The organism is Leptolyngbya sp. GB1-A1 (assembly GCF_039962475.1).
Lineage (GTDB): Bacteria > Cyanobacteriota > Cyanobacteriia > Elainellales > Elainellaceae > Leptolyngbya_A.
In genome coordinates, this window is record NZ_JAMPLI010000007.1 from 42,973 (window position 1) to 57,759 (window position 14,787).

At 51.8% G+C, this 14,787-nt stretch carries 8 protein-coding genes; 7 read left to right on the plus strand and 1 reads right to left on the minus strand.

The genetic code is table 11. The features are described from left to right. Position 1 precedes the first annotated feature (1 nt). Entirely contained in the window at positions 2-1,063 is a 1,062-nt protein-coding gene (gene tilS, locus NDI45_RS09705) for a tRNA lysidine(34) synthetase TilS (RefSeq protein ID WP_348247177.1), read from the plus strand. 60 nt (positions 1,064-1,123) lie between these two features. Here tilS and hmpF read toward each other — a convergent pair whose 3' ends face one another. Then, positions 1,124-2,863: a pilus motility taxis protein HmpF gene (hmpF, locus tag NDI45_RS09710; RefSeq protein WP_348247178.1), complete on the minus strand. Its 1,740-nt coding sequence runs from the start codon at positions 2,861-2,863 to the stop codon at positions 1,124-1,126. Between the two features lie 1,004 nt (positions 2,864-3,867). Between hmpF and NDI45_RS09715 the strand changes: the two genes are divergently transcribed. The 6 genes from NDI45_RS09715 (at position 3,868) to NDI45_RS09740 (ending at position 14,779) form a co-directional block, all read left to right on the plus strand. Further along, complete coding sequence (locus tag NDI45_RS09715) at positions 3,868-5,145, plus strand: response regulator (protein ID WP_190790664.1); 1,278 nt, start codon at positions 3,868-3,870, stop codon at positions 5,143-5,145. Positions 5,146-5,426: 281 nt separating this feature from the next. Beyond that, on the plus strand, positions 5,427-5,792 hold the full coding sequence (locus tag NDI45_RS09720) for a response regulator (protein ID WP_190790665.1): 366 nt from the start codon (positions 5,427-5,429) through the stop codon (positions 5,790-5,792). A 176-nt stretch (positions 5,793-5,968) separates the two neighbouring features. Beyond that, positions 5,969-6,106 carry a hypothetical protein gene (locus NDI45_RS09725; RefSeq protein ID WP_190790666.1) on the plus strand — a complete coding sequence of 46 codons (138 nt, stop codon included), beginning with the start codon at positions 5,969-5,971 and terminating at the stop codon, positions 6,104-6,106. 62 nt (positions 6,107-6,168) lie between these two features. Continuing rightward, positions 6,169-6,726: a chemotaxis protein CheW gene (locus tag NDI45_RS09730; RefSeq protein ID WP_348247179.1), complete on the plus strand. Its 558-nt coding sequence runs from the start codon at positions 6,169-6,171 to the stop codon at positions 6,724-6,726. Positions 6,727-6,779: 53 nt separating this feature from the next. Next, the gene (locus NDI45_RS09735) at positions 6,780-9,662 is read left to right on the plus strand and encodes a methyl-accepting chemotaxis protein (RefSeq protein ID WP_190790668.1); all 2,883 of its coding nucleotides are present in this window, start codon (positions 6,780-6,782) and stop codon (positions 9,660-9,662) included. 68 nt (positions 9,663-9,730) lie between these two features. Next, positions 9,731-14,779, plus strand: coding sequence for a response regulator (locus tag NDI45_RS09740; RefSeq protein WP_348247180.1), 5,049 nt, complete (start codon positions 9,731-9,733; stop codon positions 14,777-14,779). The last annotated feature ends 8 nt before the right edge of the window (positions 14,780-14,787 follow it).

Here is a 14,787-nt window from a genome sequence, read left to right on the forward strand (position 1 = left end):
TGTGTCTGATGCTGTTTGGTCAAGGTTTCACGCTCGACTCCACCAAACCCTGCGCGATCGCTCTCTCCTGCCTGCCCACCGATCGGTGCTGGTTGCGGTTTCCGGCGGACAGGATTCTCTCTGTCTGATTCAGCTGCTGCTCGATCTACAGTCCCACTGGAACTGGCGGCTTGGTATTGCTCACTGTAACCATCGCTGGCGATCGGACTCAGACGCAAACGCAGATCATGTGAAACAGTGTGCTGAAACCTGGCAGATTTCCTATCACAGCGCGACTGCGACAGAACCGCTCAAAAGCGAAGCGGCTGCCAGAAACTGGCGATATCAAGCTCTCATCGAAATTGCTCAGCAGCACGGCTACGGGTACCTCGTTACAGGACATACCGCAAGCGATCGAGCAGAAACCCTGCTGCATAACCTGCTCCGAGGCAGTGGAACCGATGGACTGCAAGCCCTTTCCTGGCAGCGCGAATTGCTTCCTGATCTATGGCTGGTTCGTCCCCTACTGAAATTTACCCGGGCTGAAACGGCTCTCTTTTGCCAGGCGCAAGGCTTAAAAATTTGGGAAGACACGACCAATCACGACCTGAAATTTAAGCGCAACCGCATTCGTGGAGAACTTATTCCCTACCTGCAAACTCACTTCAATCCGCAGGTTGAGTTCACGCTCGCGCAAACGGCAGAACTGTTGCAGACAGACGTAGATTATCTGGAAACGGCAGCCGCAGACCTTTTACAGCAATCTCTCGATCACTTGGAAAGCTCAGAGCAAGGAAACCAACGCCGATCGATCGATCAAATTCCTCCTTTCCCCCGCCTGAACCGAATCGTACTGCGATCGGCTCCCCTGGCACTTCAGCGACGGGCAATGCGGCAATTGTTGCAGTCATTTCTGCCTCAAGCCCCCAGCTTCGACCAGATCGAAAAGCTCGTTGCCCTGATTACTGCCCCCAACCGTAGCCGCACAGATCCCTTTCCCGGAGGCACGATCGCCCAAGTCAACCATGAGTCGATTATCTTTGTCGGTCAAAGTCCCCCAATCCTGGGGGATTTAGGGGGCTAGAAACCCTCAAGCGTAAACCAGAAGCGACAAAGCTCTTAAGCACCAGAGAAACTCGATCGATCAAGAAACTGCATACTGGACCTGCGGATTTGTCAGCCGTTCGATCGTTTCCCGCATTTCGCTCAGTGCTTGATGCTGGTAGTCGCTGGCTTCCTGAAACTGAGTCATCATGGCAGCGATCGCTTCTGCTTTCTGACGCAATCCGTTCAAGCTGTCCTGCATGGGCTGAAGGGTTTCCTGGTAGGTATTAACCTTGCCCCACAGTTCGCCTACGGCTGACATTTGGGATTTGAGGTGCTGTTCGAGTTGAAGCAGTTCTTCTCGCTGTGCCTGCTGCTGCTGGGTTTGCTGCTCGATCGCCTGCTGGTCAGTGTCGATCGCCTGCTGCAACTGCTGAATTTGGGTTTCGAGTCCTGCGAGTTCTTGAGCCTGCTGCTGACGGAGAAGCTCAATGCGCTGGAGTACTGGCTCTAGATTGACGGCAAAGCTCTCTTCCTGATCGATCGGGTGTCCCTGACGGCGGGCTAGCACCATTTGATGCTGCTTTAAGGTTGCCTGCCGCTCTTGCAGGTTGCGTCGCTGACCAATCAACGTTTCGTGCAGCATTTGATAGCGGTCTTGCTCGTCGGCAAGTTCGGTTTCCAGGCGAAGGCGATCGTATTCACTTGCCTGCTGAATCTGCTGCTTGAGTTGGTCAATTTCCTGTCGCTGAAACGTTAACTCCTCCTCCTGCCCATTCACAAACCGCGACAGTTTCTCCAGATCGTTTTCGAGGTCGGTTGTGATTGTCTGGAGTTCATCCAGCGACAAAATCTCAAGCTGACCGAAATCAGCCTTATCATACGAGCCTGCAAGCTGAGCAACCTGCTGATGCAGCCCTTTCTGTCCTTCCAGATATTGGCTCAACACTTGAGCATGGCTCTGACGAAGGGTGAGCGTTTCCTGTTTCGCCCGCAGATCCGCTTTTGCCTGCTCTACCCCCGCCTGCGCCTGATGCCATTGCTGCCAGCGATCGTGAATTTCCTGCGCCTGGCGATCGACCTGTGCCTGCGTGTCCTGCGCGGTGGAGCGATGCTGCTCTAGGGACTGCCAGGAGTGATCAAGCTGCTGCTGCTGTTGCCCAATCAGTTCAAAAGACAGGTTGAGCTGTTCTTGAATCGAGTCGGTAGGCGCCACGGCTCCCGATAAACGATTCAGGAGTTCCTGAAGGTAATTTGCCTGTCCTGCATCGAGCGTTGTGGACTGGTTTAACTCTGCCTTTTTTTCTTCCAGGCGGTTCATCTCGCCGTGGAGCTGTGCCCAGGCTCCCTCTAGCTCTTGCGTTCGCCGCTCAAACTCTTGCTGGAGGCAATCGACTTCTTCCCGCCGAGTGTCAATCTCCTGTTTTTGCTCCTCCAGCCCCGAAAATTCTGCTTCGAGCTGCTGAAGCTCTTCCTGTCGCGCCTCCAGTTCCATTTCGCGCCGGTTTAGCTCCTGGCTCTGGTAGGTGAGGGATTGCTTCCACTGCTCAATTTCCTCTTCCTGTACTTTTGCTTTTTCTTGCAAGCGAGAGAAGTTTTGCAGGATGCTCACGAGTTGGCGACCTGCTTCAACATGACGCTGAATTTGCTTGCTTGCGGTCAGGTCAAGCATCACAAGCACACCAGCATTGTAAGAAACATCATCGGTCGCAGAGATAATCTCTTCGCCCTGCACCGGACTCCAGCTCTGTTCGCTCTTCTGAACAGCTAATAGCTTGAACTCTGCCTTTCCTGCACCAATAACCCTGGCTTTTCTAACAACTTCTGCTAAGTACAGCACGCCAACAATCCCCTCTTTAACCTAAGACTTGACTCAATTTCAAAGCTGTTTGCTTATATGCGTTCGATTGCTCAGAACTTAGAATTTCTGCTTCACCTCATAATTTCTAGTACAAAATTAGCTACAGCATTCACAGCTTAGTCTGTGCACTAGGGGCGATGAGGTCAACCCTGAGACAGGGAAAAACTCCTGCACCCCAGTTAGGAACCGGAAAGGATTTCTACAGCACTGATAGATGCAGCAGCTATCTCTAAGGGTGGCTCAATTCGTAGTATGCGGAATGACATCCCAGAATGCGCTATATCAAGGACGAATCCTCCTGCCAACAGTCAAGGATAAGTCAATCTTGAGGAAACACAGGAAAAGGGATTCTAAATCTCCCGTTTACTGTAGCATTATCGCTTTCCTCAGTCGCATCCCTAACCTGTTCAAAAAGCTCATCTACGGCTGGTTAAACTCTGCTGGTTAAACTATAAAATCTAGAATGCCCCGGAACATTAGGACTACAACAAGCTGAACTAAATTTACCCTGCCCTTTTATAACCCCGGTTATATAAAGAAATTCCTCTCTTTTCCCTTGGCAGCAGCAAGCTGATGGTTTTGGCTGGAACTGAGGGAAACCTAATGTTAGGTATCGGCGAAGTGATAGGCAAATTTGATTTTGCAAAATTAAACCGCAAATCTTCAATCAGGCGAACTGCGAATAAAACAGCGGGGCAATAGAGATGAAGTCAACCTGCAGTTCCTTATCCCCGCCCGACCCGGCTGAAGAGAAACTGCTTTATTGCAAGAAGAAGCCATGATAGCTGTGGGCGATCGGACTCAATCAAGGGAAATCAAGCGATCGTAGACGCAGGAGAGCAGATGCAGGAAGATGAACGAGGATGCGTCAGGGGCAGGCATACGCAAGACAGCCTTACCGCATCCTCCAGGCGGTCAAAACTCGATACAAAAGCGATACAAAAAGTCGATCCAGAAATGGAACAGGAGACGGCCAAGGCTGAATGCAGGGAAAGTTAAGCGAGATTGATATTCGGAGCATTCTTCAGCTTGTGGAGCTGGGGCAACGGACGGGTGAACTGCTGGTCGAACCTTATGGGACACCAGGGCTAAAAACCTCTCAGCCGTTATCCTGGCTTGTTTTCTTCGTCAACGGCAAGATTGTTTACGCCGGAGACAGCGGCGGTGACCTCACCCGGCTGCACGACTATCTACGGCGATATCGGCAGCCCACGCTGGATTTATTTCCCGAATCGACGATCGCGACCCTGAACGCGCCCGAATACGGTTACCTATGGATGCTGCTTGAAAATCACGCCGTCACGCCAGCCCAAGCTCGCAGCATTATTCAGGGCATGGTGCATGAAACGCTGTTTGATCTGCTCAGCCTGCACCAGGGGTCTTTTGTGTTTGAGATGAGTCCTGCCCTTGCCCCACAGCTCACCGCTCTGGAAATCGCGCCCTTGATTGCTCAGATGATGAAGCAGGTTCAGGAGTGGAAACAGTTTTATCCGCATCTTTCGTCTCCTGATTACTATCCAGTGATTGTAGACCCGGTCGCACTGCGAAAAATGCTAACCGGGGCTTCTTTCGATTTGTTAGAACGCTGGGTAGATGGCAAAACCTCGCTGCGGCAAATGGCACGTTATCTGAGCCGAGATATTGTGACTGTCGCAAGGGCAATCTATCCCTATGTGCAGCAAGGGCTTGTGCATCTGACCAGCCCGTTTGCTCCGCAGTCCCTTAAAGGGAGGAGCACCCCAAATACGCTGCCTCAAAACCCCTCCCTTCTTCAAGGGTCCTTGGACAAAGTTCCCCGCATTGTTTGCATCGACGACGGAGTGACCGTCCGAAAAACTGTTGAGGAGATTCTCAATCGCTACGGTTATGAAGCCAGCTCGATCGGCAATCCGCTAAAGGCACTGAGCCTGCTGTTTTACCTTAAGCCTGACCTGATCCTGTGTGATATTGCCATGCCTGAGCTAGATGGCTACGAAATTTGTGCCATGCTGCGGAGTGCGTCTGCTTTTCGCGAAACGCCGATCGTCATGCTGACTGGCAAAGAGGGATTTATCGATCGCGTCCGGGCAAGAATCGTGGGTGCAACAGATTACCTGACCAAGCCCTTTGGCGAAGGGGAACTGCTGATGCTGGTCGAAAAATATGCGGGTGCGGGTAACCCGAATCGTCTCAAGCCCGATACGCTGCTAGCACAAGATTTGCAAGCTGCTCTGGAAGCCGATCGTCCTCGTAGCTCGTCTCACCTCAATCGCCTCATCTAAATCACGTCAAATCCCTCAAGTTCAGTTGAACATGGAAGCTCATTGAATCCGACGGATGAAGACGGGGCAAACAGGGCAGCAGTGAATCAATGCAGCAGTAAATGATTGTAATGAATGCGTTAGAAGCGTAGGTTTTAGATTTTAGATTTAATGAAATGAATAGAGGAAGGTTGAAAAATCAGTAGGATGAGAAATCATGCGTCTAGCGATTTAAACTTTTAGATATTTTTCATTTAGATATTTGTCTTTGCCATTACCGTTGAGGGTCAGTCAGAAGCAATATGAGTAAAATTTTGGTAGTTGAAGACAGCGTATCCCAACGGGAGATGATTAGCGACCTGCTGCGGAAAAGCGGGCTGGATGTTACGGTTGCCAGCGACGGTTTAGAGGCACTTGAGAAGATTCAGGGACTTTGCCCTGACCTTATCGTTTTAGACATTGTGATGCCCAAGATGAACGGCTATGAAGTCTGCCGTCGTTTAAAGGCAGATCCCAAGACGCAGAATGTACCTGTTGTGATGTGTTCGTCAAAAGGAGAAGAGTTCGACCGCTATTGGGGAATGAAGCAGGGAGCCGATGCCTATATTGCTAAGCCATTTCAGCCGACCGAGCTAGTGGGTACGGTAAGGCAGCTTTTGCGGGGCTAGCTTGCTGGAACTAAGACTGATCCGGAATCAGTGATCGATCGATGAAAACTTTAGTGAGCGAATGGGTCGAGTAATCCAGTAAGCAGATGAGTGAGTGGATGAGTAAGCCACAACCCTAAACGTAGTAAAAGACGCGATACAAAGCACTTTTCCCAATGCGGCAACGGGCAACCCCGATGGTTGAAATCTCAGAAAATTCTCTCTTGCGGGAAACTGCTTTAACAGAAGAATACAGAGTAAATTGCGCGATCGCGGGCTTGTTAGATGTGCTGCAAAAGCCAGGAAATCTTGAACAGCATGATATAGAAATCTGAGAGCGGGGTAGGTTAAGAATGAAGGTCATTCAGCAATTTCCACAGGGTAATAGGTCAAGTGCATGATCGGAAATCCGGATTTCTTGACAGGCAGAGGGCAGGATCAGGCTCCCGAGCTCCAGGAGCTAGATAGTCCTGAGGGTGAGCTGCATTTGCGGTTTTTTGTTGCCTCTGGCGCAGAATTTGCTTTACCCGCAACGGGAATCCGGGAAGTCATTGCTGCGGCGCCCGATCGAATTACGCCCATCCCTAACGTTTCTCCTTTACTATTAGGAACACTAAATGTCCGGGGTCGCGTTATCTGGGTTGCAGACCTGGGGCAATTTTTGGGCGATTCGACTTCGCTCAGCACCGATCGAACCGAGATCTCGGTCATTGCCATTGAAGATCAAGACGCCATGTTGGGACTGGCAGTCGATCGCATTATTGGAATGGACTGGCTCGACATCGACGAGATTCAAATGCCTAGCAATCTGCCTGACAACATGGCTCCTTTTTTGCGGGGAGAGTGGGCGATGGCAGGAGAAGCCGATTCCCCACCAGGGAGAACCGCTTCGCAGCACAACTTGAGATTGCTCGATCAAGTTGCAATTTTACGATCGGCACGATGGGCAGCATAATGAGCGGCATAATCGGCGACAAATCGGTTTTGAACGGGTAGGAGAAAAGGCACATGGCAGCAAGCACGCACTCAGAGAAATATAAACAAGCTGAACGCGCCTATATGCTGGGCAGCTATGAGGAAGCTGCATCGATTATCGATCGGCTCGTGGCAGATTATCCTGGCGATCCAAACGTCCGCTTGCTGCGAGGGCACATCTACTGTTACGGCTTACAGCAATACGAAGTTGCAAGAGAGCAGTATGAATCCGTCCTCCAACTCACCAGCGATGAGGAGTATGTCAACTACGCGCACAACGGCTTAGCCTATGCCGAGCAGTTTGCCGGACCGCCGGAGCCGTCTTCTGGCAAGGGGGCAGGAGTGGCTGGCTCTCCAGACCCGCTAGAGTTTTCGGATCGTAGTTTTACAGATGATCCTGCCTTTGATGATCCTGCCTTTACCGATATCGATCACGAGTTTGTCAGCACGATTGATATGGCTGCCTCACCTTTCCAGAGTGAGGAAGTGGGCGATTATGTCTTAGAAGAGACTGCCCCTCACACCTGGCAATCAACCCCTGAAGCAAATAGCTTTGATGATTTTGACTTTGCCGATCTAAACCTCGATAGCACCGAAGGCGTGGAAGGCGCAAATCAGGCCGCCCAGACTTTCCATCAGGACTTCGTGACGGATCCGTCATTGGATTCCTCGTTTGATAATGCATTTGCTGCCGACCCCAATCCTTTTCTGGCTGCCTCTGAGAGCGAAGACGATTTTTTCGCAGACTCTGATAACCCGTTCGAGAGTAATTCTGCCGCGAATCCCTTTGCTCCGCCTGCGTCGGCTGCTTCGCTCCACGAGTTCGATGAAGCGGCATTTGACCTGAGTGATTTTGAAGACAGCAATTCCCCGATCGATCCCCTTCCGGCGGCTGATTCTAATACGCCTGGCTACCCTCAGCGACCCTTTGAAGATGAAACGCTGTTTATGGGCGACAGCAGCGTCTTTCCTTCCCCTCAGCAAGGTTCGGCAGACATTGATGCAACCTATGGAGTTCCTGAATTTGCATTAGCTGAAGACAATTTAGAAGAACAAACGTTTGTGTCTGGTGCAGCGTTTTCGGACACTCATTCGCCCGGAGCAGACTTTGCCCTGGATGACGAATTCAACGACCCGGATTTTGCGGCAAGCAGTTCGTCCTCTTACTCGGCTTCGGTCAACGGACGCAGCAGCATTGATTTCCTTGATGAATTTGACGAATTTGATGACCTGGGTAGTCTGCCGGATTTTGATTTGTCTGATAACTCGGTTGACTTCACGAGTCCCTCGATCAGCATGACTTCTGGCACTGCTGCGACTCCAACCACCAGCAGCGTTGGTTTCGATTTTGCCGATAGCGGTGATCAATCTGTGCTCCGGGATGACGATATGTTTCCCCTGTCGGGAACTGCAGAAGCCATGCCTGCGTTCACTCCGGCAGACAATCGGTCGCTAGAAGCCGATGTCACCGTCGAGCAAGGCATCACCGCTCCGCTCGAAAATGCCGCACTAGATAAGAAAAAGTGGATCGTGGCAGGCACCACGGGAGTTGTCTCGATGCTAGCGGTGGCTGCCGTGAATTTTATCACCGCCTCGACCATTCCCCAATCGAATCGCCCTGCGGTGGTACCCTACCTGGCGACAGCAGGCTTGGCAATGAGCGCGACTGCAGGAATTGCTGGGTTTGGGGTTGCGTCAGCGTTAAGCGGGGTTTTAACTCGTCAGATGAAGCGCAGCGTTTCCGATTTGCAAGCGCAATTTGATGCGGTCACGGATGGCAACCTGAGCGCAAAAGCAACGGTTTACTCGGAGGACGAATTTGGTCAGCTTGCCACTAGCTTTAACCAGATGGCGCGGGTTATTCTAACCACGACTAGCGAGGCACAGCGTAAAGCAGAAGAGCAAGAGCAGGCAAAGGAAGACTTGCAGCGTCAGGTGATTCGCCTGCTGGACGATGTGGAAGGAGCTGCCAGAGGAGACTTGACGGTGCAGGCTGAGGTCACGGCAGATGTGCTGGGAGCCGTGGCAGATTCCTTTAACCTGACCATTCAAAACCTGCGCGAAATTGTGCAGCAGGTGAAAACTGCCGCTCGTCAAGTGACGAAGAGTTCGACTGAGAATGAAATCTTTGCCCGATCGCTTTCTTCCGATGCATTGAGACAGGCAGAAGAACTGGCAGTGACGCTCAATTCGGTGCAGGTGATGACCGACTCGATTCAGCGGGTGGCAGAAAGTGCCCGTGAAGCCGAGGAAGTGGCGCGATCGGCATCTTCTACTGCCTTGAAAGGTGGCGAAGCAGTGGAGCGTACCGTATCCGGCATTCTGGAAATTCGCGAAACAGTGGCAGAGACTACCCGCAAAGTGAAGCGACTAGCAGAATCTTCGCAGGAAATCTCCAAAATCGTCGCTTTGATCTCTCAAATTGCCTCTCGGACAAACTTGCTAGCTCTCAACGCCAGTATCGAAGCCGCGAGAGCCGGAGAAGCAGGACGGGGATTTGCGATCGTCGCTGATGAAGTGCGTCAGCTTGCTGATCGAGCCGCAAAAGCCTCAAAGGAAATCGAGCAAATCGTGCTGCAAATTCAAAGCGAAACCAGCTCGGTGATGACTGCCATGGAAGAAGGTACGCAGCAGGTTATCGAAGGCACACGACTGGCAGAGCAAGCAAAACGATCGCTGGAAGACATTATTCAAGTGTCAAACCGGATCGATGTGCTAGTGCGATCGATTACAGCAGATACGGTAGAGCAAACCGAGACTTCTCGTGCCGTTGCTCAGGTCATGCAATCAGTAGAACTGACGGCTCAGGAAACTTCTCAGGAAGCACAGCGCGTCTCTGGATCACTGCAAAATCTGGTGGGTGTTGCCCGCGACCTATTAGCTTCGGTGGAACGATTCCGCGTAGAAAAGGTCTAACTGCGCCAGCCCAACGCCTAAACCCCCTTACTTACCGTTCATCGTTTTCCCCTTACTAGGAAAAGGCTATGCTGCCGGAACAACAACAGCGCATCATGGGTTATTTCATTGAGGAGGCAAAAGACCACCTCAATACGATCGAGCAGGGCTTGATTAACCTGCAAGCGACGATCGAAGACTCGGAAATGGTGCATGAAGTCTTTCGGGCGGCTCACTCGGTGAAAGGGGGAGCAGCAATGCTCGGCCTGGCAGGCATTCAGCATGCGGCGCATCGCCTAGAGGACTATTTCAAAGTTTTGAAAGAATGTCCCGGTGTTAAAACGACTCAGAAGCTCGAAACGCTTTTTCTGCGAGTGTTTGATACCCTGGCTGCACTGATCGAACAGCTTCAGGGTCCATTTGGTTTAACCGAGGACAAATCGGCTGAGTTAATGGCGGCAGTTGAGCCAGTGTTTGCCGAACTGAGCCAGAGCCTCAGCCTGATTGTGAGCCAGACAGGGGCAACGCTGCCAGAAGACGTGGAGCTGGATGCACCTGTGTCACTAGCTGCACCAGAGCCATTACCCATTCCTCAGCCTGCGGTTCATTCAGAGTTGAGCTCTGCCCTAGCCGCCCAGGAAGAAAGCGCAATTCAGCTCATTTTCCAGAGTGATGTTCCGGCTCTGCTGCGTCAAATGCTGCAACTCTTCAAGCAGCCCGACAGTCCCCAAACGCGAGAGCAGCTTCAGGGCATTTGTGAGGCTCTGGGTCAACCTGGAGAGCAGCTTGATCTGCCCGACTGGTGTGACCTGATCCAAGAAGTCAAACGATCGATCGCCTGTCTTGAAAATACCTACCGTGTCCTTGCTCCGGTTGTGATTAAAGAAGTCAAGCAGGCACAGGAACTCGTTCTTGCAGGACGATCGATCGAAATTTCGCCGAGTCAGAACTTACTAGATCTGCTGCCGCCCGAAACCAAGTGGGACAGCGAGGAAGAGCTGGAGGCAGACTTCTCAGCCTGGTTTGACTCAGATGAGGAGGTTGCCGTCCTGACTGACACTGTTTTATCTGAGCTGGATGTGGAAGTGCCCGTTTCCCTAGCAGGGGCAGGCGTAGCAGGACAAGACGATGCCGCTGACTTCCAGGCGAACCGTGAAGACCTCCTGAATGAACTGTTCTCCAGCAATTCGGTGTCTGACGCTGCTGTTCACTCGGCTCAGGAGCAAGCAGACTTCAGTTTGTTTGAGGTCGATCAGCCTGATGGGGTGTTGGGGCGATCGGGACCAGAAGTTGGAGCTGCTGAGCTAACTTCACTAGCAGATTTGTTTGATGCAGATTTTAGCGCACCGCTTCCCAATGAGGTGGATTGGACAGACGCTTTTGATGAATCATTTGATTCGCCGCTGAGCGAAATGGATACGGTGCTTGAGCTGGGGGATGAGGCAAACGGACTCACTGATTCGTATCAATCGCGGGCACAGAACAAGTTTGAACCGGACGAGCTTGAACTGGACGAGCTTGAACCCGAAGAGAATGAGGCGTTAACCCTGGATGAGGGCGATGATGACCTGTCTGCCCTGTTAGAAGCAGCAGAACCATTCAACTTGACGAATTCAACTGAAAATTTCACTGAAACAGCTTTACCCAGTTTGGAAACCGAACTGTTTGCTAATTTAGAGCAGGAAACGGAAACTGGATCGGTGATTTCTGGTTTTGCCGAACTAGAGTCCCTTTCGGAAGACAGCCTCGATCGCGGCTTTGAGGCGCAGCCAACGCCATTGCAAACCGATACGGAAGAGGCATTTTTAACCTCTGTTTTTAGCGACTTCGATCGCGTTGGGGAATCTGCTGGCACTCTGTTAGATGCCTTCTCGCTCGATGCCTTTTCGCCCTTGTCGGATGGTGCAGAAAACCAGGCAGCGGAACCTGAATTTTTTGAATTGTTTGGGCTCGAGTCGTCTGATGATTCGATCGAACCTGCTCTAGAACTCCCTGATGAAGAGAATGACGGCGATCGAATGACCGCAGATTTCGACAACCTGTTTGGGCAGGAAGAACTCCTAGAAGTGCCTGATGAAGGCGATTCAGAACCCAGCTTTGCTGAAAATTTTGCCTTCGATCGTACAGAGCCGAATGCAGTAGATCGGGCAGCCCCCGACGGCTTTGCAGATTTATTTTGGGAAAATACGCCGCCTTCTATCCAGCCTGAGGAGCTGCTTCAGTCTGAAGACCCACCTTTTGATGCGGAAGTCTCCACCGATCTTTGGTTGGATCCAGACGATTCGTCTGGCTTGGCGGAACTGAATTTGGCTGGGCTAGATTTGGCTGAACTGATAGAAAACGAAGAGCTAGAAGGCGAAGAACTAGAAAACGAAGAGCTAGAAGGCGAAGATTTGGCGGCACTCGTAGCGGGTGATTTGACCTCTTCTGAAGTCTTCTCTGAAGGATCTGCTGAGCTGCCTGAGATGTTTAGCCTGGAGCAGGAAGACTCAGAATTTGATCTTAGCCCGACAGAAATAGAGCGATTGGTTGAAACGCTAGACGAGCAGCCAGATGAGCAGCCGCAATTTCACCAGGAGATTGATTCGGCTTCTTTGCCTAACCTCTTCGACAGCACCCTGGTAGAAGCTGATGGGAATGCGATCGAAGAAAATATCGAAGAAAATTTTGATGATCTAGAAGCACTGCTGGCAGCAGAGGAAATGCCGCCCTCCGACTGGGCTTGGGCAGAAGCCGCGATCGAAGTCGAACCCTTAGCGGTTGACGGCAATGAAAGCAATCCTGGCGACGTTCTCAGTGATATTTCAGACCTTTCAGTTTCAGATCGCCTCGTTGAGGATGAGTTTGCTGATTTAGAAGCCCTGCTCGATCAAGACCTTGACGATAGTCCGATGGCTGCTCCGATGACTGCCCCGATTTCTCGCTTAGAGGATTCCGGTGCACAAAACGCAGACGAATTTGCCGATCTGGAGGCTTTGCTTGAGGATAAGTCGTTCACTGCTCCGCCTGAAGTGGATGTGCCCATTTCCAACCTGCCGATCGCTCGATTGCCTGCTGAAGATGAGTTTGGCGATCTCGAAGCGTTAATTGAGAACGTGGATCAGGTGTTGGGGGTCGGGTCTTCTCTGGTGCGAAAGACAGCCAGCACTGCGAACCGCCGACCGAACCGCCGCAATGTGCTGAAAGAGCAAACGATGCGTGTTTCGGTAAAGCACCTCGACAACCTTAATAACCTCGTTGGGGAAATGGTGGTCAACCGCAATGGACTGGAGCAGGCACAGGAGCGATTGCGGCAGTTTCTCGACAATTTGCTGTATCAGGTACAGCAGCTCAGCGATGTCGGACAGCGGATGCGCGATTTGTATGAACGATCGCTGCTAGAACGGTCATTGCTCAGCAGTCGTCGCGGCTATTCTGCAACTGGAACAGGGTCGGCTCCTTCGCAAACTAGTCATGCGATCGGGGTTAATTTTGATGCGCTGGAGATCGACCAGTTTTCGCCTTTCCATACGCTGTCGCAGGAAATGATTGAACTCATTGTCCGGGTGCGGGAAGCTTCTTCGGATATTGACTTTGTGGTTGAGGAAAGCGACCAGGTGACGCGCAATTTCCGCCAGATTACCACTCAACTTCAGGAAGGGCTGACGCGATCGCGAATGGTTCCCTTTGCTCAGACTGTTGATCGGCTGCCGCGGGGAGTGCGGGATAATTCGTTGAAATATGGCAAGCAGGCAGAGCTAGTGATCGAAGGGCGCGAAACGCTGATTGATAAAATGATCGTTGAACAGCTCAGCGATCCGATGACGCATCTGGTTAATAATGCGATCGCCCACGGCATCGAAACCCCGGAAGAACGAATCGCTGCCGGAAAATCACCCACTGGGCGTATTATGGTTCGGGCATTCCACCAGGGAAACCAGACGATTATTTCAGTCAGCGATGACGGAGCGGGCATCAATCCTGAAGGGGTGAAGGCAAAAGCTCTGGAACGAGGACTGATTACGCCAGCAGAAGCGAGAGACTTATCTCGCCTGGAAATCTACGACCTGTTGTTTCAGCATGGCTTTAGTACCGTCGATCAAGCCGATGATCTGCGTGGGCGAGGCGTGGGGTTGGATGTGGTGCGAAACAACCTGAGTGAGATTCGCGGTTCAATCACGATCGACTCGGCGATCGGCAAAGGCACGACGTTTACGATTCGTCTGCCGCTGACGCTCAGCATCTCAAAAGCTTTGTGCTGCATTAGCAATCGTGCCCGGATCGCCTTCCCGATGGATGGCATTGAAGATATGTTTGACGTTCCTAAAGATCGTCTTCAGACCGACGATCAGGGAGCTTCCTACGTCCCCTGGCGCGATATGGTGCTGCCGTTACAGCCGCTTTCAGATTTGCTGCGCTATAACCGCATTCTAGGACGAGGCAGCGTTTACGGTGGAAATCAGGAAGACGATATGGTTTCGATCGTTGTGCTGCGTAGTGCCGGAACATTGCTCGCGCTCCAGGTGGATCAAGTGCTGGGCGAACAGGAAATTGTAATCAAGCAGCTCGAAGGTCCAGTGCCCAAACCGATCGGGGTTGCCGGAGCGACAGTGCTGGGAGATGGACGGATTATGCCGATCGCCGATGTTCTGGAGTTAATCGACCTCTGGCAGGGACGTATCCGCCGTGAAGCAGGCACGACCCTCTGGGAGCGAGAGCGAGGGCCGATCGTCGAGGAAAGCACTAAGGCTGAGCCAACCGTTTTGATTGTGGATGACTCGATTACTGTCCGCGAACTGCTGTCGATGACCTTTAACAAAGTAGGCTATCGCGTTGAGCAAGCCCGTGACGGTCAGGAAGCCTGGGAAAAACTGCGAGCTGGGTTGCCCTGTAGTTTAGTGTTCTGCGACATCGAAATGCCCCGCATGGACGGACTAGAACTGCTCTCGCGGCTTCAGAAAGACCCTCATTTGTGCGAACTGCCGATCGCAATGCTGACTTCTAGAGGAGCCGATCGCCATAAGCAAATGGCAATTCAGCTTGGTGCAAAAGGCTACTTTACCAAGCCCTATCTTGAAGAAGTTCTGCTCGATGCGGCTCAGCGAATGCTGCGTGGGGAAGTGTTAGTCAATGGAAATTCGACCAGCACCGCAACCTGAACACGATC

Excerpts from the sequence above, each read along its gene's own strand:
- NDI45_RS09730 (WP_348247179.1), top strand. The coding sequence starts at position 6,169 with ATGATCGGAAATCCGGATTTCTTGACAGGCAGAGGGCAGGATCAGGCT.
- NDI45_RS09725 (WP_190790666.1), top strand. The coding sequence starts at position 5,969 with ATGGTTGAAATCTCAGAAAATTCTCTCTTGCGGGAAACTGCTTTAACA.
- NDI45_RS09715 (WP_190790664.1), top strand. The coding sequence starts at position 3,868 with ATGCAGGGAAAGTTAAGCGAGATTGATATTCGGAGCATTCTTCAGCTT.
- NDI45_RS09740 (WP_348247180.1), top strand. The coding sequence starts at position 9,731 with ATGCTGCCGGAACAACAACAGCGCATCATGGGTTATTTCATTGAGGAG.
- NDI45_RS09720 (WP_190790665.1), top strand. The coding sequence starts at position 5,427 with ATGAGTAAAATTTTGGTAGTTGAAGACAGCGTATCCCAACGGGAGATG.
- NDI45_RS09735 (WP_190790668.1), top strand. The coding sequence starts at position 6,780 with ATGGCAGCAAGCACGCACTCAGAGAAATATAAACAAGCTGAACGCGCC.